Origin of the sequence: Streptomyces sp. NPDC058674 (assembly GCF_042716505.1) — a bacterium.
In the GTDB taxonomy this organism is placed as follows: Bacteria; Actinomycetota; Actinomycetes; order Streptomycetales; family Streptomycetaceae; genus Streptomyces.
In genome coordinates this window covers 43,239-66,489 of sequence record NZ_JBHXSC010000030.1, presented here as the reverse complement: position 1 = coordinate 66,489, position 23,251 = coordinate 43,239, and the positions used below count along the sequence as shown (strand labels likewise).

At 75.9% G+C, this 23,251-nt stretch carries 18 protein-coding genes and 1 riboswitch; of the genes, 10 read left to right on the top strand and 8 right to left on the bottom strand.

The window, feature by feature from the left end; translation table 11 throughout:
• Positions 1-117: 117 nt before the first annotated feature.
• Complete coding sequence (locus ACFWU6_RS17770; RefSeq protein ID WP_383811296.1) at positions 118-1,572, bottom strand: hypothetical protein; 1,455 nt, start codon at positions 1,570-1,572, stop codon at positions 118-120.
• A gap of 222 nt (positions 1,573-1,794) precedes the next feature.
• A complete protein-coding gene (locus tag ACFWU6_RS17765) occupies positions 1,795-2,925 on the bottom strand; it encodes an alpha/beta hydrolase (RefSeq protein WP_383981825.1) in 1,131 nt (376 codons plus the stop codon).
• A 398-nt stretch (positions 2,926-3,323) separates the two neighbouring features.
• Between ACFWU6_RS17765 and ACFWU6_RS17760 the strand changes: the two genes are divergently transcribed.
• The 7 genes from ACFWU6_RS17760 (at position 3,324) to ACFWU6_RS17730 (ending at position 11,969) form a co-directional block, all read left to right on the top strand.
• Positions 3,324-4,589 carry an anion permease gene (locus ACFWU6_RS17760; RefSeq protein ID WP_383811302.1) on the top strand — a complete coding sequence of 422 codons (1,266 nt, stop codon included), beginning with the start codon at positions 3,324-3,326 and terminating at the stop codon, positions 4,587-4,589.
• Between the two features lie 25 nt (positions 4,590-4,614).
• Positions 4,615-4,836 carry a hypothetical protein gene (locus ACFWU6_RS17755; RefSeq protein ID WP_383811303.1) on the top strand — a complete coding sequence of 74 codons (222 nt, stop codon included), beginning with the start codon at positions 4,615-4,617 and terminating at the stop codon, positions 4,834-4,836.
• Positions 4,837-4,998: 162 nt separating this feature from the next.
• Positions 4,999-5,082: riboswitch (cobalamin riboswitch) on the top strand.
• A 58-nt stretch (positions 5,083-5,140) separates the two neighbouring features.
• The gene (locus ACFWU6_RS17750) at positions 5,141-6,142 is read left to right on the top strand and encodes a cobalamin biosynthesis protein (RefSeq protein ID WP_383981823.1); all 1,002 of its coding nucleotides are present in this window, start codon (positions 5,141-5,143) and stop codon (positions 6,140-6,142) included.
• Positions 6,139-7,698, top strand: a complete 1,560-nt coding sequence (locus ACFWU6_RS17745; RefSeq protein WP_383981821.1) for a cobyric acid synthase — start codon at positions 6,139-6,141, stop codon at positions 7,696-7,698. Before ACFWU6_RS17750 ends, ACFWU6_RS17745 begins: the two co-directional genes overlap by 4 nt.
• 79 nt (positions 7,699-7,777) lie before the next feature.
• Positions 7,778-9,913: a putative cobaltochelatase gene (locus ACFWU6_RS17740; protein ID WP_383981820.1), complete on the top strand. Its 2,136-nt coding sequence runs from the start codon at positions 7,778-7,780 to the stop codon at positions 9,911-9,913.
• Complete coding sequence (gene cobO, locus ACFWU6_RS17735) at positions 9,913-10,512, top strand: cob(I)yrinic acid a,c-diamide adenosyltransferase (protein ID WP_383803948.1); 600 nt, start codon at positions 9,913-9,915, stop codon at positions 10,510-10,512. The genes ACFWU6_RS17740 and cobO overlap by 1 nt, the downstream gene beginning before the upstream one ends.
• Complete coding sequence (locus ACFWU6_RS17730; protein WP_383803946.1) at positions 10,506-11,969, top strand: cobyrinate a,c-diamide synthase; 1,464 nt, start codon at positions 10,506-10,508, stop codon at positions 11,967-11,969. Before cobO ends, ACFWU6_RS17730 begins: the two co-directional genes overlap by 7 nt.
• Positions 11,970-11,971: 2 nt before the next feature.
• On the opposite strand, the gene ACFWU6_RS17725 is transcribed toward ACFWU6_RS17730, so the two are convergent.
• Positions 11,972-12,697: a ZIP family metal transporter gene (locus ACFWU6_RS17725; RefSeq protein WP_383803944.1), complete on the bottom strand. Its 726-nt coding sequence runs from the start codon at positions 12,695-12,697 to the stop codon at positions 11,972-11,974.
• 128 nt (positions 12,698-12,825) lie between these two features.
• On the opposite strand from ACFWU6_RS17725, the gene cobC reads away from it, so the two are divergent.
• Both cobC and ACFWU6_RS17715 read left to right on the top strand, forming a co-directional pair.
• Positions 12,826-14,250 (top strand): Rv2231c family pyridoxal phosphate-dependent protein CobC, encoded by a 1,425-nt coding sequence (cobC, locus tag ACFWU6_RS17720; protein ID WP_383981818.1) that lies wholly within the window; start codon positions 12,826-12,828, stop codon positions 14,248-14,250.
• 875 nt (positions 14,251-15,125) lie between these two features.
• Entirely contained in the window at positions 15,126-16,346 is a 1,221-nt protein-coding gene (locus tag ACFWU6_RS17715; protein ID WP_383803940.1) for a CapA family protein, read from the top strand.
• 733 nt (positions 16,347-17,079) lie between these two features.
• On the opposite strand, the gene ACFWU6_RS17710 is transcribed toward ACFWU6_RS17715, so the two are convergent.
• Positions 17,080-18,048 (bottom strand): SCO1860 family LAETG-anchored protein, encoded by a 969-nt coding sequence (locus tag ACFWU6_RS17710; RefSeq protein WP_383981816.1) that lies wholly within the window; start codon positions 18,046-18,048, stop codon positions 17,080-17,082.
• Between the two features lie 315 nt (positions 18,049-18,363).
• Positions 18,364-19,488 (bottom strand): amidohydrolase family protein, encoded by a 1,125-nt coding sequence (locus tag ACFWU6_RS17705; protein ID WP_383803936.1) that lies wholly within the window; start codon positions 19,486-19,488, stop codon positions 18,364-18,366.
• Positions 19,489-19,602: 114 nt separating this feature from the next.
• Between ACFWU6_RS17705 and ACFWU6_RS17700 the strand changes: the two genes are divergently transcribed.
• Complete coding sequence (locus tag ACFWU6_RS17700; RefSeq protein WP_383803934.1) at positions 19,603-20,685, top strand: pyridoxal-phosphate-dependent aminotransferase family protein; 1,083 nt, start codon at positions 19,603-19,605, stop codon at positions 20,683-20,685.
• A gap of 156 nt (positions 20,686-20,841) precedes the next feature.
• Here ACFWU6_RS17700 and ACFWU6_RS17695 read toward each other — a convergent pair whose 3' ends face one another.
• The 3 genes from ACFWU6_RS17695 to ACFWU6_RS17685 all read right to left on the bottom strand — a co-directional run bounded on the left by ACFWU6_RS17695 (position 20,842) and on the right by ACFWU6_RS17685 (position 23,232).
• Complete coding sequence (locus ACFWU6_RS17695; RefSeq protein WP_383981814.1) at positions 20,842-21,897, bottom strand: aminotransferase class V-fold PLP-dependent enzyme; 1,056 nt, start codon at positions 21,895-21,897, stop codon at positions 20,842-20,844.
• Between the two features lie 70 nt (positions 21,898-21,967).
• Entirely contained in the window at positions 21,968-22,675 is a 708-nt protein-coding gene (locus ACFWU6_RS17690; RefSeq protein ID WP_383981812.1) for a DsbA family oxidoreductase, read from the bottom strand.
• Between the two features lie 65 nt (positions 22,676-22,740).
• Complete coding sequence (locus ACFWU6_RS17685; protein ID WP_383981810.1) at positions 22,741-23,232, bottom strand: GNAT family N-acetyltransferase; 492 nt, start codon at positions 23,230-23,232, stop codon at positions 22,741-22,743.
• Positions 23,233-23,251: the final 19 nt, after the last annotated feature.

Below are 23,251 nucleotides of genomic sequence, written 5' to 3'. Positions count from 1 at the left end.
CGCCACGCCGGGCCCATATTGTTGATGTGGGGCTCCGACCCCCCGCTGTGGGGCGGCCGGGGGGGGGGGGGGGGGGGGGGGGGGGGGGGGGGGCCCCCCCCCCCCCCCGGCCGCGCCCTACTCGCCGCCGGTGTGCACCTGGAAGGCGGCCCTGCGGACCGCCTTGGCGAGGGCCGGGTCGGGGTGCGCGGCGGCCAGTGCGACCAGGACCTGCACGGTGCGCGGGTGGCCGACCGCGCGGACCTCGTCCAGCAGCCTCGGGACGGTGGTCCGTACGGCCGAGTCGAGGTGGCGGGCCAGCAGCTCCGCCTCGCCGTGGTCGGCGATGGCGGCCGCGGTGTCCACCCAGAGCCAGGTCGACTCCTCGGCGGTCAGGACGTGCTGCGCCTCGTCGGGGTCGACCCCGTCGTGCTCGGCGAGCCAGAGCAGGGCGTAGGGGCGCAGGGCGGGCTCCCGTACGGCCGCCCGCACCTCGGGTTCGGCGGGTGCGCCTACCACGCGCAGCGCCTCGAAGGCGAGGCCGCGCAGCAGGGCGTCCTCGCCCCGGGCCGCGTGCAGCAGTTCGCTGACGGCGTGGCCGACGGGCCGGGCGGCCAGCCAGGCCTGGTACTCGGCGCGGGCCGGGCCCGGGGTGAGCCGGGCGCAGCCGTGCAGCATGGCGGCGGCCGACTGCTCGATGTTCCCGGCGGGGCTCTGCGCGGCCACGCAGATCTGCTCCAGCTTGACCCAGACGGCCCAGCTGCCGAGCGGGGTGAGGGCGGCCTGCGCGGGGCCGAGGGTGACGGCGTCCACGGCGGCGAGTCCGCCGAGCGCCCAGCGCAGCAGCCGGGCCAGGGGGACGGGCCGGGTCTCGGCGGCGGGCGCGGGAGCGGCGTCCTGTTCCGGGTCCGGACCGGGCTCGCCCGGGGCGCCCGCGCCCTCCGCGGCGTAGGGGACCTCGCACCGCTCGTCGCGCAGCTCGGTGACGCGCTGCCCGAGCAGGTCGAGGAGGTCGGGGACGGTCACCGGGCCGGCGGACAGCTGGAGCAGGGACAGCAGCTGGGGCATCGCCTCGACCACTTCGGCGACGACCGCGGGTGCGATGTCGGCGGGGGCCGGGTGCACCAGCGACCAGGCGTCGAAGAGGGCGACCCAGCCGCGCAGCACGGCGGTGTCGTCGCGGTCCCAGGCCCGCAGCCGCCAGCCGGGGCGGGCGTGGCCGCCGTGCACCTCGACGAGGCCGGCGAGCCGGGCGCGGTCCCAGCCGACCCGGATCTGGCCGTGCGTCAGGTTCAGCTCCAGCGCGGCACGTTCGACGTCGGCGGTCGGCAGGGCGCCCGCGGGCGCGGGCCGGCCGCCGTCGCCGGCGCCCAGGTGCAGCTCGGCCCAGCGGGTCAGGCGTACGGCGTCGACGAGCGAGGCCCGGGCCCGGTTCGCGAGGTCCGCCGTGGCGGGCGTGCCCGCCGGCGGCCTCGGGGTCGTTCTGGTTCGCCGGTCGGTCACCGCCTTGCGGGCCGCGGCGACGGAGCGCGGGGAGACGAGTCGGAGTCTGGAGTCGCGAGCCAACTGCTCATCAGGCTTTCGGGACGTCACGGAAGCAGTCTCGCCCGTCACTGGCCGAAAGCCCAAACGGAACCGGTCGTTACCACCGCTCGCCCGAGGTGCAGACCGGGACAAGCCACCCGCCGCGCCTCGACTGCCACACGGCCTTCACATGACGGGGACTCGAAAGTGCGGGCCCGGCGGGGGGCTTGGCGGCACGGGCCGGGGCGGTGGGGGGCGGCGCCGGGCGGGGCGACGGGGCGCGGGACCGCCTCACATGAGCGGAGTGAGGAAGCGGCGCAGGACCTCCTCGTACTGGTCCGGGTCCGCGTTCCACATCGCCCCGTGCCCGGCTCCGCGCACGGTGTGCAGGCTGACGAGGTCGGGGCGGGCCGCGGCCAGCCGCCGGGAGGGCTCCCACGGGGCGATCGTGTCGTCCGGGCCGTGGAAGACCAAGGTCGGAACGCGCAGCGCCCCCGGGTCGGCCCCGGGCGGCCGCCGGTCGGCGCGCAGCCCCGCGCGGCCTTCGGCGGCCCGGACCGCGAGCGGCAGCACCGCGGCCGGGGTGCGGCGCGCGGCGGCGAGGGACCGCAGGGTGGCGTGCCAGTCGAGGACGGGCGAGTCCAGCACGAGCCCCGAGATCCGGTCGGCGAGCGCGGAGCGTTCGGCGGCGTGCAGGGCCATGGTGGCGCCGGTGGACCAGCCGTACAGGATGACGCGCCGGGCGCCGTAGCGCAGGGCGTAGCGGATGGCCGCGTCGAGGTCGCGCCACTCCGACTCCCCGAGGTGGCCGAGCCCGTCCGGGAGGGCGGGGGCGCCGAGGTCGCCGCGGTAGGCGAGGGCGAGCACGGGAAGCCGGTGGCTGTGCAGGAGGGGCATGACCACCATCGGGTGCTCGCGGCTGCCGCCGAGCCCGTGCACGGCGATCACCCAGGTGTCCCGGAGCCCCGGCACGAACCAGGCGGGCATGGCGCCGAGCTCCCCGGGGACGTCCACGTCGGCGTGGTCGAGCCCGAGGGCGGTGCGCGGGTTCCCGAGGTGGACCTGGGGGGTGAGGGTGACCCGGGTGCCGGGCGCGAGGGTGCCGTGGGTGACGCCGATGAGCCGGCGGACGACGGTGTCGGCTCCGTGCGGGACTCCGCTGAGGACGGGTCCGACCACGGCGTGCACGCCGGGGGCGTCCAGGCCGTACGTGCCGGGGCGCAGGGACGAGAGGGAGCGGGTCAGCGAGACCCGGCCGTCGCCCGCCGCGTGGACGCTGAGAGGCGGCCCGCCGGGCAGCGGACGGCCCGGTTCGGGCCGCAGGGCGGCGTCGGCGGCATGGCGGCCGGCCGCGACGGCGGCGACGCCGGCGCCAAGGAGCGCGGTGATGACGGCCGCTGCCGTCGCTGTGGCGGTACGCACCGCTCCAGTGTCGGGGCGGGGGCCCCCGTCGGCCACCGGGGAAGCGGTCCCGCGGGCGGGGCGGGCGGTCCGCGGGCGGAACCGGAAGGGAACCGGACGGTTCCGGGGAGGAACACGGCACACACACGGGAGGACTCCCTGCAGGAGCGGCCCGTGGAGTGATCCGAGTCTCTTTCGGGCGATGGCGCCGCGGCTCCGGGTCGGCGGCCGGGAGGTGCGGACGGGCGCATTCACCCGGCTTTGACGTGCATTAATCGCCGCATCCGGGCAAGAAGCAGGGCGAATGTCGCGACTCCGGGCCGGATCAGTACACCGCTCGGCCCGTGCCAGTTCATCTTCCGTTCATCCAGGTTGCCTACGGTCGCCGAGCCACTGACGTCAAACAGAAGCCTGGGTAAATGGAGCACATAACGCTTCTCCTCGGGATCGTGATCATCACCGCTCTCGTGTTCGACTTCACGAACGGTTTCCACGACACGGCCAACGCGATGGCCACCACCATCTCGACCGGCGCCCTCAAGCCCAAGACGGCGGTGGCCATGTCCGCCGCGCTGAACCTCGTCGGCGCCTTCATGTCCGTGGAGGTCGCCAAGACGATCTCCAAGGGCCTGGTCAACGAGGAAGGCATCCAGCCGGAAGTGATCTTCGCCGCGCTGGTCGGCGCGATCCTCTGGAACCTCGTCACCTGGCTGGTCGGCCTGCCGTCCAGTTCCTCCCACGCCCTGATGGGCGGTCTGATCGGTGCCGCGGTCGCCTCCGCCGGCATGGGCGCGGTCAACGGCAGCGTCGTCGTGACCAAGGTGCTGATCCCCGCGATCGCCGCTCCGCTCGTGGCCGGTCTGGCCGCGATGCTGGCGGCCAAGGTCACCTACAGGCTCGGCAACCAGGTCGGCGAGAAGACCGCCGCGAAGGGCTACCGGGCCGGCCAGATCGCCTCGGCGGGCCTCGTTTCCCTCGCGCACGGCACCAACGACGCGCAGAAGACGATGGGCATCATCACCCTGGCGCTCGTCGCCGGGAACGCCCTGCCGGCCGGGGCCAACCCGCCGGTCTGGGTCATCGTCTCCGCCGGCCTGGCCATCGCGATGGGCACCTACCTGGGCGGCTGGCGCATCATCCGGACCATGGGCAAGGGCCTGACCGACCTGCAGCCGCAGCAGGGCTTCGCCGCCCAGACCTCGGCCGCCAGCGTCATCCTGGCCTCCTCGTCCCTCGGCTTCTCGCTCTCCACCACCCACGCGTGCTCCGGCGCGGTGATGGGCGCGGGCCTGGGGCGCAAGGGCGGCGTGGTCCGCTGGTCCACCGCCACCCGGATGTTCATCGCCTGGGGCCTGACCCTGCCGGCCGCCGCCCTGGTCGCCGCCGGCGCGGAGCTGGTCATGCGTACCGGTGACATCGGCGTCGCCGCCGTCGCGGTCTTCCTGGTCGCCTCCTGCGTCGCCATCTGGGTCATCTCGCGCCGCCAGGTCGTCGACCACCACAACGTCAACGAGGTGGAGCCGGCCGGTGCGCAGGAGCCTGGTGTCGTCACCACGGCCATGGCCGCCGTCACCGTCCCGCCGACCGTCGCCGCGGCCGGCACGATCGCCGCGGTGACGGACGAGGACCTCAAGGCCACCATCCCGGCCGCGACGACCCCGGCGGCTCCGGCCGCCGCGGTCTGACCGAGACCTGCAGAGGAACGGCAGTATGAAGATCGACTGGGAAGCGCTCGGCTCCGTCTTCGGGGTCAGCCTCTCCGCCACCGTCGCCCTCGTGGCCCTGTTCACCCTGGGCCTGGTGGGCCTGTCCAAGCACGAGGCCGCCACCGAGCAGGGGGGCACCGCCACCCTGGCCCGCACCGGCGCGTACGCCTGCTTCGCGCTCATCACGGCGGCCGTGTGCTACGGGATCTACCTGATCGTCGCCTGAGACGGCACGGCGAAGCTCCCCCCGGTTCTCCGGGGGGAGCTTCGCCGTGCCGGGCGCCCCTCCCGGGGGCACATCCCGGCACGTATCCCGCCGCAGGTCAACAGCGAGTTGACGGGCGTTCTCGGGCCGTGGTGGACTGCCCGAGCCAATACGGCGGCATGGAGAGGAAGTCCGGTGCGAATCCGGCGCGGTCCCGCCACTGTCACCGGGGCACTCGGCCGAGTGCACCCCGGGAGCCAGGAACTCTCGCCGCCGGTCACGTCGAACCAGGGCGCGGACCCTGAGTGAGGACATACCTGCCACCATGCGTGCCGACCGCGTCTTCGCGTACGGCGCCACGGCCGGCCTGATCGGCGACCGGATCCTCGGGGATCCGCGCCGGGGGCACCCCGTGGCCGCATTCGGACGAGCCGCCGCCGGCGTCGAGCGCGCCCTGTGGCGCGACGACCGCTTCCGGGGAGCGCTGCACACCCTGGTGTGCGCCGGGGGCGCGGCCGCCGTCGGCGTGCTCGGGGCCCGCGCCGTGCGCACCCGGCCCGCGGCCGTCCGCATAGCCCTGACCGCCGCGGCCACCTGGGCGGTCGTCGGCGGCACCTCGCTGGGCCGGGAGGCCCGCACCATCGGCGCGTCGCTGGCCTCCGGCGACGTGGCGGCGGCCCGGGAGCGGCTGCCGCACCTGTGCGGGCGCGACCCGCAGGCCCTGGACGGGCAGCAGATGGCCCGCGCCGTGGTGGAGTCGGTCGCCGAGAACACCTCCGACGCCGTGGTGGGGGCCCTGGTGTGGGGCGCCGTCGCCGGGGTTCCCGGCCTGCTGGCCTTCCGCGCGGTGAACACCCTGGACGCGATGGTCGGCCACAAGTCCCCCCGCCACCTGCGCTACGGCTGGGCCTCGGCCCGGCTCGACGACGTCGCGGGCTGGCCGGGGGCCCGGCTGACCGCGCTCGCCGCCGTACTGGCCGGCCCCGACCGGCGGGGGGCCATGCGGGCCTGGCGCGCGGACGCCGCCCGGCACCCGAGCCCCAACGCCGGCCCCGTGGAGGCCTCTTTCGCGGGAGCGCTCGGCGTACGGCTGGGCGGGACCCTGGCGTACGGCGGGCGCGTCGAGCACCGGACCGTGCTGAACGGCGGGGCGGGGCGGCCTGTGGAGGTCGCGGACATCGAGCGTGCGGTACGGCTGTCGCGGAACGTGACATGGCTGGCGCTGGGGGCCTGTGTGGCGGCCCGGTCGCTGGTCTCCGCAATCTCCGGGGGCTCCCGGGTCTCCGAGGTCGCCCGGACCTCCCGTACGAGGAAGGAACGCCCATGAGCGGCGGCAAGCGCGGCGGGGGACTGCTGATCGCCGGTACGACGTCGGACGCGGGCAAGAGCGTGGTCACGGCGGGCATCTGCCGCTGGCTGGCCCGCAGCGGTGTGAAGGTCGCGCCCTTCAAGGCGCAGAACATGTCGCTGAACTCCTTCGTCACCCGGGAGGGCGCCGAGATCGGGCGCGCCCAGGCCATGCAGGCACAGGCGGCCCGCGTGGAGCCGACCGCGCTGATGAACCCGGTACTGCTCAAGCCGGGCGGCGACCAGAGCAGCCAGGTGGTGCTGCTGGGCAGGCCGGTGGGCGAGATGAGCGCCCGCGGGTTCTTCGGGACGGCCGGGGGCGCCGCCCCCGGGACGGCGCCGCAGGGCGGCCGGCGGGAACAGCTGCTCGGCGTCGTCACGGACTGCCTGGAGCAGCTGCGGGGCACGTACGACGCCGTGATCTGCGAGGGGGCGGGCAGTCCGGCCGAGATCAACCTGCGCCGGACCGACATCGTGAACATGGGGATCGCGCGGGCCGCCCGCTTCCCGGTCGTCGTGGTCGGGGACATCGACCGGGGCGGGGTCTTCGCGTCCTTCTTCGGGACGACGGCGCTGCTGTCCCCGCAGGACCAGGCGCTGATCGCGGGGTACCTGGTGAACAAGTTCCGGGGCGACGTGTCGCTGCTGGAGCCGGGCCTGGAGATGCTGCGCGGCCTGACGGGCCGTGGGACGTACGGGGTGCTGCCCTTCCGGCACGGCCTGGGCATCGACGAGGAGGACGGTCTGCGGGTCTCCCTGCGCGGCGCCGTCCGGGAGTCCGTGGTGGCGCCGCCGGTGGGCGAGGACGTGCTGCGGGTCGCGGTGTGCGCGGTGCCGCTGATGTCGAACTTCACGGACGTCGACGCGCTCGCCGCCGAGCCGGGGGTCGTGGTGCGGTTCGTGGACCGGGCCGAGGAGCTGGCCGACGCGGACCTGGTCGTCGTACCCGGCACGCGCGGGACGGTGAAGGCGCTGGCCTGGCTGCGCGAGCGGGGCCTGGCCGACGCCCTGGTGCGGCGGGCCGCCGAGGGCCGCCCGGTGCTGGGGGTCTGCGGCGGGTTCCAGGTGCTGGGCGAGCACATCGAGGACGAGGTCGAGTCGAAGGCGGGAGCGGTGGACGGCCTCGGCCTGCTGCCCGTACGCGTGCGCTTCGCCCGGGAGAAGACCCTGGCACGGCCGGCGGGGACGGCGCTCGGCGAGCCGGTCGAGGGGTACGAGATCCACCACGGCGTGGCCGAGGTCCTCGGCGGGGAGCCGTTCCTGGACGGGTGCCGGGTCGGGTCCGTGTGGGGAACGCACTGGCACGGCTCGCTGGAGTCCGACGGCTTCCGCCGGGCGTTCCTGCGCGAGGTGGCGGCGGCGGCCGGGCGGCGCTTCGTACCGGCCCCGGACACCTCGTTCGGGGTGCTGCGCGAGGAACAGCTCGACCTGCTGGGCGACCTGATCGAGGAACACGCCGACACGGGAGCGCTGCTGCGCCTGATCGAGGGCGGCGCCCCGGCGGGGCTGCCGTTCCTGCCGCCGGGCGCACCGTGACGGGCCGGACGGCGCTGCGCGCGGCGGCGGCCCGGGTCCACCGTGCGCCGCACGTATCCCTAGAAGGAGTGAGCAACCGATGAGCACGCCCTACCCGTTCACCGCGGTGGTCGGCCAGACCGACCTGCGGCTGGCGCTCCTGCTCAATGCCGTGAGCCCGGCGGTCGGCGGGGTGCTGGTCAGAGGCGAGAAGGGGACCGCCAAGTCCACCGCCGTCCGCGCGCTGTCGGCGCTGCTCCCGCAGGTGGAGGTCGTCCCCGGCTGCCGCTTCTCGTGCGCGCCCGGCGCCCCGGACCCGGCCTGCCCGGACGGCCCCCACGGGGCGGGCCCCGGCGCCGCCCGGCCGGCGCGGATGGTGGAGCTTCCGGTCGGCGCCTCCGAGGACCGGCTGGTCGGCGCCCTCGACATCGAACGGGCCCTCGCCGAGGGCGTGAAGGCCTTCGAGCCCGGCCTGCTGGCCGCCGCGCACCGCGGAATCCTCTACGTGGACGAGGTCAACCTGCTCCACGACCACCTGATCGACCTGCTGCTGGACGCGGCCGCGATGGGGGCCTCCTACGTCGAGCGCGAGGGCGTCTCCGTCCGCCACGCCGCCCGCTTCCTGCTCGTCGGCACCATGAACCCGGAGGAGGGCGAGCTGCGGCCGCAGCTCCTGGACCGCTTCGGCCTCACCGTGGAGGTCGCGGCCTCCCGCGAGCCCGCCCAGCGCGTCGAGGTGGTGCGCCGCCGGCTCTCGTACGAGGACGATCCCGCTGGTTTCGCGACCCGCTGGGCCGCGGACGAGCACGAGGTCCGGGCCCGCGTGGTCGCGGCCCGGGCGCTGCTGCCCCAGGTGGTGCTCGGGGACGGCTCGCTGCTCCAGATCGCGGCGACCTGCGCCGGCTTCGAGGTCGACGGGATGCGCGCCGACATCGTGATGGCCCGGACCGCGACCGCACTGGCCGCCTGGGCCGGACGGACCGACGTGCGCAAGGAGGACGTCCGGCAGGCCGCCCTGCTGGCCCTCCCCCACCGGCGGCGCCGCAACCCCTTCGACGCGCCGGGCCTGGACGAGGACAAGCTGGACCGCATCCTGGACGGCTTCCCGGACGACGAGCCCGAACCGGAGCCGGAGGGCCCGCAGGACGGCGGCCCGGACGACGGCGGAGGCGGTGACGGCGGCCCGGACGACGGCGGCGGGGTGCCTCCGCGGGACGGCGGTCCCGACGGGCCCGGGCGGCAGCAGGACCCGGCCGGGCCGGAGCCGGACGCCCCCGGGGCGGCCGATGCCCCGGACGTCCCCGACGCCCCGGAGTCCCCCACGCGGGGCGAGGCGGCGCCCGAGCAGGCCGCCGTCGGCGCGGCCCCGCCCTTCCGCGCCAAGGTGTTGAGCGTGCCGGGCCTCGGCGAGGGCGCTGCCGGGCGGCGCTCGCGCGCCCGTACGGCCCACGGCCGGACGACGGGCGCCCAGCGTCCCCGCGGCCGGCTGACCGCGCTGCACCTGGCGGCCACCGTGCACGCGGCCGCCCCGCACCAGAAGGCGCGCGGGCGCAGCGGGCGCGGGCTCGTGATCCGCGCGGACGACCTGCGGCAGGCGACGCGGGAGGGCCGCGAGGGGAACCTCGTGCTCTTCCTCGTGGACGCCTCCGGCTCCATGGCCGCCCGGCAGCGCATGAGCGCGGTCAAGGGGGCGGTGCTGTCGCTGCTGCTGGACGCCTACCAGCGGCGCGACAAGGTCGGCCTGATCACCTTCCGGGGCTCCGGCGCCGAGCTGGCGCTGCCGCCGACCTCCTCGGTCGACTCGGCCGCCGCGAGGCTGGAGCAGCTGCCGACCGGGGGCCGCACGCCGCTGGCCGCCGGTCTGCTGAAGGCCCGTGAGGTGCTGCGGATCGAGCGGCTGCGGGACCCCTCGCGGAGGCCGCTGCTGGTCGTGGTCACCGATGGGCGGGCCACCTCGGCCGGCGGCGTGGGCGGGCAGCCGGGCGACACCCCCCGCGAGCTGTCGGGGCGAGCGGCCCGGCTGCTGGCGGCCGAGGGGCTCACCTCCGTGGTCGTGGACTGCGAGTCCGGGCCGGTCCGGCTGGGGCTCGCAGGGGTGCTCGCCGCCGACCTGGGGGCGCCCGCCGTGACCCTGGACGGGCTGCGGGCCGACTCGCTGGCCGGGCTCGTGAAGGACGTACGTACCGCCGTGACCAGCACCGCATCAGCCAACAGCAGCAACAGGAGGGCCGCTTAATGCCGCAGGGACAGCCGTCCGTCGTTCCGGACGACGGGCTCACGACGCGCCAGCGCCGCAACCGACCGCTCGTCTTCGTCCACACCGGCCCCGGCAAGGGCAAGTCGACGGCGGCCTTCGGGCTGGCGCTGCGCGCCTGGAACCAGGGCTGGCCGATCGGGGTGTTCCAGTTCGTCAAGTCGGCGAAGTGGAAGGTCGGCGAGGAGAACGCGCTCAAGGTCCTCGGGGCCTCCGGTGAGGGCGGCTCCGTCGTCTGGCACAAGATGGGCGAGGGCTGGTCCTGGGTCCAGCGCGACGCCCAGCTCGACAACGAGCAGGCGGCCAAGGAGGGCTGGGAGCAGGTCAAGCGCGATCTGGCCGCCGAGACGCACCGGCTGTACGTGCTCGACGAGTTCGCGTACCCCCTGCACTGGGGGTGGATCGACGTCGACGAGGTCATCGAGGTGCTGCGGGGCCGCCCCGGTACGCAGCACGTGGTGATCACCGGCCGCAACGCACCGGAGAAGCTGGTGGAGTTCGCGGACCTCGTCACCGAGATGACCAAGGTCAAGCACCCGATGGACACGGGACAGAAGGGCCAGAAGGGCATCGAGTGGTGACTTCGTTCAACGTTCCCCGGCTGGTCGTCGCCGCACCGTCGTCCGGCAGCGGCAAGACCACCGTCGCCACGGGCCTGATGGCGGCCTTCTCGGAGCGCGGCCTCGCCGTGTCCCCGCACAAGGCCGGGCCGGACTACATCGATCCCGGCTACCACGCCCTGGCGACGGGGCGGCCGGGGCGCAACCTGGACGCCTTCATGTGCGGGCCGGACCTCGTCGGCCCGCTGTTCGCGCACGGGGCGGCCGGCTGCGACCTGGCCGTGGTCGAGGGTGTGATGGGGCTCTACGACGGGGCCGCCGGGCGGGGCGAGCTGGCGTCCACGGCGCAGGTGGCGAAGCTGCTGCGGGCGCCGGTGGTACTGGTCGTCGACGCCTCCTCGCAGTCGCGCTCGGTCGCGGCGCTGGTGCACGGCTTCGCATCCTTCGACCCGCAGGTCCGCCTGGGCGGCGTGATCCTCAACAAGGTCGGCTCCGACCGGCACGAGGTCATGCTGCGGGAGGCGCTGGAGGAGGCGGGGATGCCGGTGCTCGGGGTCCTGCGCCGGGCTCCGCAGGTGGCCGCGCCCTCCCGGCACCTGGGCTTGGTCCCCGTCGCGGAGCGGCGGGCCGACGCGCTGGCCGCGGTGGCGGCCCTGGCCGGACAGGTCCGGGCCGGCTGCGACCTGGACGCGCTGATGGCCCTGGCCCGGACCGCGCCGCCGCTGCACTGCGAGGCCTGGTCCCCGGCGGCCGCGCTGGCGCGCACCCCGGCTCCGGCCCCGGCTGTGGACACGGCCCCTGGCACGGCAGGGCCGTCGGGGACGGGTACGGGGACTGGTGCGGGGTCGCCCTCCGGGCCGGGGCCCGGCCGCCGGCCGGTCGTCGCCGTCGCGGGCGGGGCCGCGTTCACGTTCTCGTACGCCGAGCACGCGGAGCTGCTGGCCGCCGCGGGCGCGCAGGTCGTCGCCTTCGATCCGCTGCGCGACGAGGCCCTCCCGGAGGGCACCGCCGGTGTGGTGATCGGCGGCGGGTTCCCCGAGGTGTACGCGCCCGAGCTGTCGGCCAACGAGCCGCTGCGCCGGTCGGTGGCCGCCTTCGCCGCGGCCGGCGGTCCGCTGGCCGCCGAGTGCGCCGGGCTGCTCTACCTGGCCCGTTCGCTGGACGGGAAGCCCATGTGCGGGGTGCTCGACGCGGACGCGCGGATGTCGGAGCGCCTCACCCTGGGCTACCGGGAGGCGGTGGCGCTCTCCGACAGCGCGCTCGCGGCGGCCGGGACCCGGCTGCGCGGGCACGAGTTCCACCGGACGGTGATCGAGCCGGGCGCCGGGGCGGCGCCCGCGTGGGGGTTCACGCATCCGGAGCGCCGGGTCGAGGGCTTCGTACGGCAGGGCGTGCACGCCAGCTACCTGCACACGCACTGGGCGGCGGAGCCGTCCGTCGCCCGGCGCTTCACGGACGCGGCGGCGGCCCGGCCGTGAGATCAGTGCGCGATGCCGACCACCAGCCAGATCCCGGCCACCCCGCCCACCGTGCACATCAGCGTGGACAGGGCGGGGTGCTCGTGGTGCGCCTCGGGCAGGATCTCGGCGGCGGCCAGGTACAGCAGGACCCCGCCGAAGAAGCCGAGGTACGCGCCGAGCGGTTCCTCCGGAAGGGTGAACAGCAGGGTGGACGCCGCGCCCACGACGGGGGCCACGGCGTCCGCGAAGAGCATCAGCAGGGCCTTGCGGCGGGCGTTCCCGTACAGGCTGGTGAGCGTGTAGGTGTTGAACCCGTCGGCGAAGTCGTGGGTGATGACGGCCAGCGCCACGGCGACGCCCATGCCCCCGCCGACCTGGAAGGCGGCGCCCAGCGCGACGCCGTCGGCGAGGCTGTGGCCGACCATCACGGCGGCCGCCGTGAGGCCGACCTGGGGGGCGCGGGCGCCGTTCTCGGCGCCGTGCGAGGCCTGGCGTACGGCCAGCAGGCGTTCCACGACGTGCGCGACGAGGAAGCCCCCGAGGAAGAGCAGCAGGGCGAGCGGGACGCCGAACACCTCGTCGCCCGCGGCGTGCATGGCCTCCGGAAGGAGGTCGAGGCCCACGACGCCGAGCATCAGCCCGCCGGCCAGGCCCAGCACGAGGTGGCGGCGGTCGGTGACGCGCTGCGCCGTCCATCCGCCCGCCAGGGTCATCAGGAACGCGCCCAACGCCACGATCACGGCCATGTGCCCCTGGATACCGACTCCCCGGCTCGCGCGCACGTCCGCGCCAGGTCAGCGGGTAGCGGGCTGTTGACGACTGACCGGGCGGCGGTGACGGGACGGTGACGGTGACTACGGAGGGAGGACCCCCGGTGGGCGAGTACGCGACGCGGCTGGTGGTCGGGATCGGCGGACGCGCGGGGGTCTCCGTCGCGGAGGTCTGCGCCCTGGTCGAGGAGACCCTGCGGGCGGCCGGCCTGACGGCCGGTGCGGTGACGGCGCTGGCCACGGTGGAGTCGAAGGCGGGCGAGGCGGGCATCACGGGCGCGGCGAAACGTTTCGGCGTGCCGCTCGTCAGCTATCCCGCCGAGGAACTGGCCCGGGTCGTGGTGCCCCACCCCTCGGAGGCGGCGCGCACCGCGTGCGGGACCCCCTCGGTGGCGGAGGCTGCGGCGCTCGCGGCGGGCGGGGAGCTCCTGGTGCCCAAGCGCCGGTCGGTGGCGGCGACCTGCGCGGTGGCCACGGCGCAGCCGCACGACCTGCGGCACCACGGGGACGCGGAGGTGCTGGACGCGGACGGCGCGCTGGTGGACCTCGCGGTCAACGTACGGGCGCAGACTCCCCCGGAGTGGCTCAGACAGCGGATCGCGGGCTCCCTCGGGGACCTCGCGGCGTACCCCGACGGCCGGGCGGCCCGCGCGGCCGTCGCGCACCGGCACGGGCTGCCGGTCGAGCGGGTGCTGTTGACGGCGGGGGCGGCGGAGGCCTTCGTACTGATCGCGCGGGCGCTGCGCGCCGAGCGGCCGGTGGTGGTCCACCCGCAGTTCACGGAGCCGGAGTCGGCCCTGCGGGACGCGGGGCACCGGGTCGACCGGGTGGTGCTGACCGCTGCGGACGGCTTCCGGCTGGACCCGGCGGCGGTGCCCGAGGACGCGGACCTGGTGGTGGTCGGCAACCCCACCAACCCCACGTCCGTGCTGCACCCGGCGCGCACCCTGGCCTCGCTGGCCCGGCCGGGCCGCGTCCTGGTGGTGGACGAGGCGTTCATGGACGCGGTCCCGGGCGAGCGGGAGGCCCTGGCCGGCCGGACGGACCTGCCGGGGCTGGTGGTGCTGCGGAGCCTGACGAAGACCTGGGGTCTGGCCGGGCTCCGGATCGGCTACGTGCTGGCCGAGCCCGAGGTGATCGCGAAACTGGCGGCCGCGCAGCCCCTGTGGCCGGTGTCGACCCCGGCCCTGGTGGCGGCCGAGGCGTGCACGACCCCGGCGGCGTTGGCAGAGGCCGAGGAGGCGGCACGGCAGATCGCGGTGGACCGGGCGCACCTGCTGGCCGGGCTCGCGGAGTTCGAGGAGGTCACCGTCGCGGGGGTGGCGCAGGGGCCGTTCGTCCTGATCCGGGTGGAGGGCGCCGCGGAGGTGCGCACCCGGCTGCGCGCACTGGGCTTCGCGGTGCGCCGCGGGGACACCTTCCCGGGGCTGGACCGGACCTGGCTCCGGCTGGCGGTCCGCGACCGGGTGACGACGGGCCGGCTGCTCCAGGCCCTGGACCGCGCGCTGGTCCTCGCCGGCGGCCGCTGACCCGACCCCCGGCACCCGGGCCGGGCCGGGCCGGGCCCCGGCGCCCGACGCCTGCCGTCGGGCGCCGACCGGGCCGTCGGGCGCCGACTATCGGCGCGCACGGCTCTTCCGGCGCGCATGGTCCTCCGGCGGGCACGGCCCCAGCCGGTGCGCACGGCCCTACCGGCGGGCGCCGACCCGTGCCGGGGCCCACGGCTCGATCGGCGGGCGCCGCCTCCTGCCGGTGCGGTAGGCCCCCCACGGGCGGGCGCGGCCCCTACCGGCGGGCGCCGACCCCTGTCGGCGCCCACGGCCCCTGCCGGCGGGCACGACCGCTACCAACGGGCACAGCCCTACCGGCGGGTACCGACCCCCTACCGGTGCGCACGGCCCTACCGGCGGGCGCCGACCCCTGCCGGGGCCCGGCTCGACCGGCGGGCGCCGACCCCTGCCGGTGCGCACGGCCCCGGCCGGCGGGCACAGCCCTACCGGCGGGCGCCGACCCCTGCCGGTACGGGTAGGCCGCCGCGGGCGGGCACGGCCCCTACCGGCGGGCGCCGATCCCTGCCGGTGGCCACGGCCCCTGCCGGCGGGCACGACCGCTACCAACGGGCACAGCCCTACCGGCGGGTGCCGACCCCCTACCGGTGCGCACGGCCCTATCGGCGGGCGCCGACCCCTGCCGGTGCGCACGGCCCTGGCCGGCAGCAGCCAGCACGGGCCTCCGCACGCGGCCCGGGCGGCTGCCACCACCAGCGGGTGCCGGTCACGCCGGCCGCCGGCCACGGCTTTCCGCACCGGGCCCGCGGCGCCGGCGGGGCGTCCCCGTACCCTGGCGCCGGGGGCGGGGGAGGACGACGCCCCCGTACGGGTGGTACGGCGACGGGGGTCAGGACATGCGGACATCGGCCAAGACGGGCGCGGCGCTGGTCGGGCTGGCACTGGTGGGCGGCGGCGTCTACGCGGCGCCGAGGCTGCTCGACGACGGTGCGGGCGCGTCCGCGGCGGAGCAGCGCCTCGCCCGCCCGGAGCGGTCCGCGACTGCGGCTCCGGCTCCCGCCGGGAAGCCGTTCACCCTGGTGGCGACCGGCGACATCATTCCGTACCCCTCGATCATCCAGCGGTCGGCCGATGACGCCGGCCGGGCCGGGGAGTACGACTTCCGGAAGATACTCGCCGGGGTCAAACCCCTGGTGTCCGCCGCCGACCTGGCGATATGCCACCACGAGATACCGTACGGGCGGCCCGGCGGCCCCTACACCGGCTATCCCACCTTCAAGGCTCCGCACCAGCTGGCCGACGCCCTCAGGGACACGGGGTACGACAGCTGTTCCACGGCCTCCAACCACACCCTGGACGACGGGTACGACGGACTCGCCCGGACCCTGGAGCACCTCGACCGGGCCGGCATCGCGCACGTGGGCTCGGCCCGCAGCGCGGAGGAGGCCAAGGCCCCGGCCGTGATGTCGGCCGGCGGTGCGAAGGTCGCGCAGCTCTCGTACACGTACGGCACGAACGGCATCCCGCTCCCGCAGGGCAAGCCGTGGGCCGTGAACCTCATCGACCGGGACCGGATCGTCGCCGATGCGCGCGCCGCCCGGGCCGGCGGCGCGAACGTGGTGGTGCTCAGCATCCACTGGGGCACCGAGTGGCAGACGGCGCCCGACGAGCAGCAGCGCGAACTGGCCCGGGCACTGACCGCCTCCCGCGGGGCCGACGGGCTGCCCGACATCGACCTGGTCCTGGGCACCCACAACCACGTGCCGCAGCCGTACGAGAAGATCAACGGGACCTGGGTGGTCTTCGGCATGGGCGACCAGGTCGCCAGCTTCGTGCCGGCCGACAAGCTGCGCGGCAACCAGTCCTCGGTCCCCCGCTTCACCTTCGCCCCGGCCGCGGGCCGTACGGGCCGCTGGGAGGTGGTGAAGGCCGAGTACCTGACGCAGTACTCGGACATGGGCCCGCCGTTCCGCGTCGTGTGTGCGTCCTGCGCGGTCTCGGACACCGGTCCGACGCCCGCCAAGCAGGCCGAGTACGCGCGGATCGACCGGCAGGTCAGCGATGCCGTACTGTCGCGCGGCGCCGGCGAACAGGGCCTGCAGCACGCCACCCGCTGACCCCGGCCCGGGGCCGGGCCCGAGGCCGAGCTCGAGACCGGGTCCCCGGGCCCCGGGCGGCCCCGCGGGCCCCGCCACCCCGACGGCGCCGGGCCGCTGGCCCCACTCCCCCAGCCGGCCCCTCGTTCCGCTCCCCCGGGTGATCCCCCGGCCGAGCCCGGAGCTACGGCTCTCGCGAGCCCCCCCGGCCCGGCCCCGGGCCTCGGCCCCCAGGCTCCGCCGCTCCAATCCGCTGGGACGCTGAGCCCACCTCCCCCCGAGCCGGGTCCTGGTTCCGCTCCCCGGGGTCCCCTCCCTCCCGCCCCCGGGCGGCCCCGGGGAAAAAACGGCTCCGCCGAGCCACCCCCGGCCCAGGCCCGCCGCTTCGCCCCCCCCTGGACCGCTGAACCGCTGAACCAACTCCCCCGAGCTGGCCCATGTTCCGCTCCCCCGGGGTCCCCTCCTTCCCGCCCCCGACCCGCCCCGGGGGATACGGCTCCGCCGAGCCACCCCCCGGCCCGGCCCCGGGCCCCAGCCCTCTCCGGTCCCGCTGGGCTGCCGGGGTCGACTCCCCCGGGTCGGGCCCTGGGTCCGGCCCCCCGGGCAGGGCCCTGGCGTCCGTCCCCGGCCGGGCGTCTGCCGGCGGGTGCGGGGGCCCGGGTCCTCATCGCCCGGCCCCCGGCGGCGGTCGCCTCCCGCCGAGCACTCCCCTCCGGGTGCTCAGCGGGGTGGCGCCCCGGCGTCCGGGGGCGTCCTACGAGGCCCTGCCCCGCCGGGTCACGACCAGCGCGCCCCCGCCGAGCCCGAGCAGGACGAGGGCGGCGCCGGCGACGTACGGCGTGAGCGAACCGCCGCCCGTCTCGGCAAGGCCGGCACCGGTGGTGACGGCGGTGCCGGTGCCGGTCTGCGTCGCCCCCGTGCCCGTCTGCGGTTTCACGTCGGGCTTCACGTCGGGCTTCGCACCCGGCTTCTCCTCCGGCTTCACCGGAATCGGCGCCGCCGGGGACGCGCAGTGCGCCTCCGCGAGCACGATCTCCCCCTCCACCTCGGCCACGTTCAGCTTCAGCGGGTTCACCGACACCTTCAGTCGCAGGGCCGCGGCGGCCGCGGTGCTGGAGGTCGTCTCGGTGCCGGACAGCTCCAGGCTCACCAGGCCCACGCCCGGGACCTCGATCTTGGTGGGCCCGCCCGCCGAGAGGGTGACCTTCTTGCCGAGCGCGGTCACCTTCCCCAGCACGTTGGAGGTGGCGACGGGCTTCTTGCCCGCCTCGCAGACGGCCTTGGAGGTGACCTGCTCGACCTCGACGAGGGAGACCGCCGGCAGCCCCGGCACGTGCACCCTGGCCTTCGCCAGGTTCGCCTCGGCCCGTGCCACGTCCTTGTCCGCGGTCGCCTCGGCGGTGGCCGCGTCGGCGCGGAGCACGCTGACCGGAGCGCCCCCTTCGACCCCGTCCAGCATGACGGTCAACGCGGTCTTCCCGGCCGGCGCCGCCGGGGCGACGACCTCGTTGAGGGTGGTCCTGAGCGGGACGTGGACGGTCTTGTTGAGCAGGCTCACGTCCAGCCCGGCGCGCAGGACGACGGCGCCGGCCTTGCCCGTGCCCCCGCTCCCGGCCCCGGCCCCGCCTCCTCCCGTGGCGGAGGCGGGCGGAGCGGTGAGCAGGGCCACCGCTCCCGTGGCGAGCAGGGCGACCGCGGGCATGCGGAAGGTGTTGCTGTTCAAGATGGTGGAACCCCCGGGGAGATGGGTGCCGTCGCGGCGCCAATGGGGGACATCGCACGCGCCGACGGCTTCGACCCTCGGAATCTTTACGCACTGTGAGTGAACGGGCGACAACCTGGCGTCAGTTCACCCTAACGGGTGGTTTCCACGCATGTATTCGATTTTCGGCGCCCCAGGAGGCACACAAGTCCCCTCCGTTGCAGGCCGGCGGGACACAGGCCTGACACACGGGCGTTGACAACGACACCGTGCGGCCGAGGTCACCGGAGCGTCAACTCCCCGCCGCACACGCCCCCGAAGGACCCGGCGCCGCTCTCAGGCGCGGACCGCCCCGTTCACCACGACCCGCAACGGCCGTGCGAGCGCGCGCACGTCGGCCCGCGGGTCCTCGGCGTAGACCACCAGGTCCGCCGGCGCTCCCTCGGTCAGGCCCGGCCGGCCGAGCCACGCGCGCGCCGCCCAGGTCGTCGCGGAGAGCGCCTCCAGTGGCGGAATCCCGGCCTTGACCAGCTCGGAGACCTCCGCCGCCACCAGCCCGTGCGGCAGCGAGCCGCCCGCGTCCGTGCCCACGTACACCGGGATTCCCGCGTCGCGGGCCGCCCGTACGGTGTCGTACCGCCGCTCGTGCAGCCGACGCATGTGCGCCGACCAGCGCGGGAACTTCGCCTCGCCGCCGGCCGCCATCTTCGGGAACGTCGCGATGTTCACGAGGGTCGGGACGATGGCCACACCGCGTTCGGCGAACAGCGGGATCGTGTCCTCGGTGAGGCCGGTGGCGTGTTCCACGCAGTCGATACCCGCTTCGACCAGGTCCCGCAGCGAGTCCTCCGCGAAGCAGTGCGCGGTGACCCGGGCGCCGAGGCGGTGCGCCTCGGCGATGGCCGCCTCCACCTCCGCGCGCGGCCAGCAGGCGGCCAGGTCGCCCGCCTCGCGGTCGATCCAGTCCCCCACCAGCTTCACCCAGCCGTCACCGCGCAGCGCCTCCCGGCCGACGTACGCGACGAGGTCGGCGGGCTCGATCTCGTGGGCGTAGTTGCGGATGTAGCGGCGGGTGCGCGCGATGTGGCGGCCGGCCCGGATGATCTTCGGGAGGTCCTCGCGGCCGTCGATCCAGCGGGTGTCCGAGGGCGACCCGGCGTCGCGGATCAGCAGGGTGCCGGCGTCGCGGTCGGTGAGTGCCTGGCGTTCGGCCGTCGCGGCGTCCACCGGGCCGTGCGCGTCCAGCCCCACGTGGCAGTGGGCGTCCACCAGGCCGGGCAGCACCCAGCCGGCCACCTCGGTGATCTCCCGGGCGGTACGGGGGCGTTCGAAGCAGATCCGCCCCCCGACCACCCACAGCTCGTCGCGGACCTCGTCGGGGCCGACGAGCACGCGCCCCTTCACGTGCAGCACCGCGCCCTCGTGCGGGGCGCCGGCATCGGTCACATCGGCATCGGTCATGTCGGCACTGTACGTGCGTGCTCGGTAGGCTCTCCCGGTACACCCGAGCGTCCCTGAACGCCCCTGGACGCCCTCGGACGCCCCCGGACGCCCCCGGACGAAGAGAGCACCACCGTGACCCACCCCCTCCTGGACCTCCCGCCGCTCACCGCGGAGCGCTTCGCGTCGATCGAGCGGGGGGTCGCCGACCTCCTCTCCACCCGGCAGGACGTGGTGATCACCCAGGGCGAGGCGCTGCTGCCCCTGGAGGGGTGCATCCGGTCGGGCGCGCGGCCGGGCTCGACGGCGCTGAACGTCGTCACCGGCCCGTACGGGACCACCTTCGGCAACTGGCTGCGCGACTGCGGGGCGGCCGTGGTGGACCTCGCGGTGCCCTTCGACACGGCGGTGACGGCCGAACAGGTGGCGGAGGCGCTCGCCGCCCACCCGGAGATCGACTTCGTCTCGCTGGTCCACGCGGAGGCGGCGACCGGCAACACGAACCCGGTGGCGGAGATCGGCGAGGCCGTACGGGCGCACGGCGCGCTGTTCATGCTGGACGCGGTGGCGTCGGTGGGCGCGGAGGCGCTGCTCCCGGACGCGTGGGGCGTGGACCTGTGCGTGATCGGCGCGCAGAAGGCGATGGGCGGCCCGGCGGGGGTGTCCGCGGTGTCGGTCTCGGACCGCGCGTGGGCCCGTTTCGCCGAGAACCCGGCGGCCCCGCGCCGTTCGTACCTCTCCCTCCTGGACTGGAAGGAACGCTGGATCGACGGCGGGCGCACGACGCTGCTGCACGCTCCGGCGCAGCTGGAGATGCTGGCCCTGGAGGCCTGTCTGGACCGGATCTCCGCCGAGGGCCTCGCGGCGGTGGAGGCCCGGCACGCGGCCGCGGCGGCGGCGACCCGGGCGGGCGCCGAAGCCCTGGGCCTGGCCCCGTACGTGGGCCGGGTGTCGGAGGCCGCCCCGGTGGCCACCACCCTGCGCGTGGCGGACGCCTCGACGGTGGCGGCCAAGGCCCTGGCGGCCGACCCGGCGGCGCCGCTGGCGGCGGGCGGGGGCGCGCTGGCTCGGGAGATGGTCCGGGTCAACCACTACGGGCAGGCGGCCTCGCTGCCCGTGGTGCGCGGCGCGCTGTCGGCCCTGGGGGCCGCCCTCGGCGTCGGGCCGGGGCCGGCCCTGCTCGCGGCGGACGCGGCGTGGGGGGCGGCCCGGCCCTGACGCGGGCGGCGGAGCCCGCCGGTGCCGCGTGGCGGAGCCCGCCGGTGAGGCGGAATGGCACCTGCCACCGACACGGCTGCGGCGCCCGCCGCTGAAGCGGGCGCCGCAGTCCGGTGAGTACAGGCCGCCGTCCGGTCAGGACAGGCCGCCGTCCGGTCAGGACAGGGCGTCCAGCAGCCGGTCCACGTCCGCCTCCGTGGTGTAGAGGTGGAACGAGGCCCGCAGGGCGCCCGCGCGGGCCGAGGTGGCGATGCCCGCGGCCAGGAGGGCGGGCTGCCGGTCGGCGAGGCCCGGCACCGAGACGATGGCGGAGTCGCCGGGCACCGGTTCGTGGCCGAGCCGGGCCAGCCCGGCGCGGTAGCGGGCGGCCAGGGCGGTGTCGTGGGCGTACACCGCCTCGATGCCGACGCGCTCCAGCAGTGCGAGGGAGGGCTCGGCCGCGTGGTAGGCGAGGAAGGCCGGCGATTCGTCGAACTTCCGCGCGCCGCGGGCCAATTGCGGCATCGGGCCGTAGGTCGCGTCCCACATGGACTCCGCCGCCACCCAGCCGGCGTGCAGCGGGGTCAGGGTGTCGTCGGCCTCCTCGGACACGGTGAGGTAGGAGGCTCCTCGGGTGCCGAGCAGCCACTTGTAGCCGGCGGTGACCGTGTACTCGTACGGCGAGGCGTCGAAGGGCAGCCAGCCCGCGGCCTGCGTCGCGTCCACCAGCATCCGGGCCCCGTGCGCGGTCGCCGCCGCGCGCACCGCGGCCAGGTCCGCCGTCCGTCCGTCCGCGGACTGTACGGCGCTCAGGGAGACCAGCGCCGTGTCCGGCCCGACGGCTTCGGCGAGCGACTCCAGCGGGGCGAAGCGGACCTTGAGGTCACCGCGCACCACGAATGGGTTGATCACGGAGGCGAAGTCGCCCTCCGCGCACAGGACTTCGGCGCCGGCCGGCAGTGAGGCGGAGACGAGCCCCACGTGCGTGGCCACGGCCGATCCGACGGCCACGCGGTCGGCGGCGACCCCGACCAGTCGGGCGAAGGCCGCACGGACCCGGTTCACGCGGTCGAAGTCGCCGGAGCCGTCGGGGAGTCCGGTCCCCGCGGCCTCGGACAGCTCACGTACCGCCGCGACGGCACTGCGGGGCAGGACCCCGTAGGTGGCGGTGTTGAGGTAGGTGGTGGAGTGGGCGAACTCGGCTCGGGCCGCCTCGGCCAGGGGAAGATCCATGGCATCCACTCTGCTCCAGGACCACCCCAAAGTCCATTACCTATTTTTCCGCCCTACCCCATAGAAATGCTTATGATTGCGGAACGGCACACGCACCGTCGGGCTCGCACGCCTCCGCGGCGGGACCCGGCTCCGACCCTTCCCGCCCGGCCCACGCCTGCTCCAAGGCGCGGGTGAACACCTCGGCCGGCTGTCCGCCGGAGATCCCGTAGCGGCGGTCGAGGACGAAGAAGGGCACCGCTCCGGCCCCCAGCTCGGCGGCCTCCCGCTCGTCGGCGCGCACCTCGTCGGCGTAGGCGGACGCGTCGGCGAGGACGGCACGGGCCTCGGCCCCGTCCAGTCCGGCCTCGACGGCGAGCGCGATCAGCGCCTCGGGGTCGAACACGGAGCGCTCCTCGGCGAAGTTGGCGCGGTACGCGAGGTCGAGCAGCTCCTCCTGCCGGCCGCGGGCGGCGGCCAGGTGCAGCAGGCGGTGGACGTCGAAGGTGTTGCCGTGGTCGCGACCTTCGGTGCGGTACGCGAGCCCCTCGGCGCGGGCGGCGGCCGCGACGTGCTCCTCCATGCCGCGCGCCTCTTCGAGGGTGCGGCCGTACTTCCGGGCGAGCATCTCGACGACGGGGGCGGTGACGCCCTTGGCGCTGTGCGGATCGAGTTCGAAGGACCGGAAGACGACCTCCACCTCGTCGCGGTGCGCGAACCCGGCCAGCCCCTTGGTGAACCGGGCCTTGCCGATGTAGCACCACGGGCAGGCGATGTCACTCCAGATCTCGACGCGCATGGTTCTTCTTCTCTCCGGGCGGGCGGGACGAAACAGTTCCTGGTTCAACGAAGCGGGGATCTGCCTCATTCCCCGGACGGCGGGGCCACCGAGAGCCACAGGACGCGGTGGGAGCCGGAGGGCGCGGAGCCGGGCTCCGGGAGCCAGCCCTGGCGCGCGTAGAAGGCCCGGGCGCGCAGGTTGTGTTCGTAGACCTCCAGCCGGACCCGGGGTATCCCTGCGCGGCGCCAGGCGTCGAGGCAGGCCGCGTGCAGGGCCGCGCCGGTGCCCCGGCGCCAGTGGTCCGGGTCCACGTGGAGCTGGGTGAGCGTGGTCTCGCCGTCGGCGGTGCGGAAGGCGGCGACGCCGGTGAGCCGCCCGTCCTGCTCGGAGCAGAACACCCTGCCGTCCTCGGCGGAGCGGGCCACGGCCCGGGACCAGCCCTCACGGGTCCGGGCGAGTTCGGCCGCGCCGCCGTAGGCCTCGTCCGGGATGCGGCCCTTGTAGTAGGTGGCCCGGGCCCGGGCGTGGAGGGCGGCGATGGCATCGAGGTCGGCGGGGCGCGCGGTCCTGATCATGGAATGAGTGACGCGCCGG

Excerpts from the sequence above, each read along its gene's own strand:
- ACFWU6_RS17755 (WP_383811303.1), top strand. The coding sequence starts at position 4,615 with ATGAAGATCGACTGGGAAGCGCTCGGCTCCGTCTTCGGGGTCAGCCTC.
- ACFWU6_RS17745 (WP_383981821.1), top strand. The coding sequence starts at position 6,139 with ATGAGCGGCGGCAAGCGCGGCGGGGGACTGCTGATCGCCGGTACGACG.
- ACFWU6_RS17705 (WP_383803936.1), bottom strand. The coding sequence starts at position 19,488 with ATGACCGATGCCGATGTGACCGATGCCGGCGCCCCGCACGAGGGCGCG.
- ACFWU6_RS17695 (WP_383981814.1), bottom strand. The coding sequence starts at position 21,897 with ATGGATCTTCCCCTGGCCGAGGCGGCCCGAGCCGAGTTCGCCCACTCC.
- ACFWU6_RS17750 (WP_383981823.1), top strand. The coding sequence starts at position 5,141 with ATGCGTGCCGACCGCGTCTTCGCGTACGGCGCCACGGCCGGCCTGATC.
- ACFWU6_RS17740 (WP_383981820.1), top strand. The coding sequence starts at position 7,778 with ATGAGCACGCCCTACCCGTTCACCGCGGTGGTCGGCCAGACCGACCTG.
- ACFWU6_RS17725 (WP_383803944.1), bottom strand. The coding sequence starts at position 12,697 with ATGGCCGTGATCGTGGCGTTGGGCGCGTTCCTGATGACCCTGGCGGGC.
- ACFWU6_RS17760 (WP_383811302.1), top strand. The coding sequence starts at position 3,324 with ATGGAGCACATAACGCTTCTCCTCGGGATCGTGATCATCACCGCTCTC.
- ACFWU6_RS17685 (WP_383981810.1), bottom strand. The coding sequence starts at position 23,232 with ATGATCAGGACCGCGCGCCCCGCCGACCTCGATGCCATCGCCGCCCTC.
- ACFWU6_RS17690 (WP_383981812.1), bottom strand. The coding sequence starts at position 22,675 with ATGCGCGTCGAGATCTGGAGTGACATCGCCTGCCCGTGGTGCTACATC.
- ACFWU6_RS17715 (WP_383803940.1), top strand. The coding sequence starts at position 15,126 with ATGCGGACATCGGCCAAGACGGGCGCGGCGCTGGTCGGGCTGGCACTG.
- cobO (WP_383803948.1), top strand. The coding sequence starts at position 9,913 with ATGCCGCAGGGACAGCCGTCCGTCGTTCCGGACGACGGGCTCACGACG.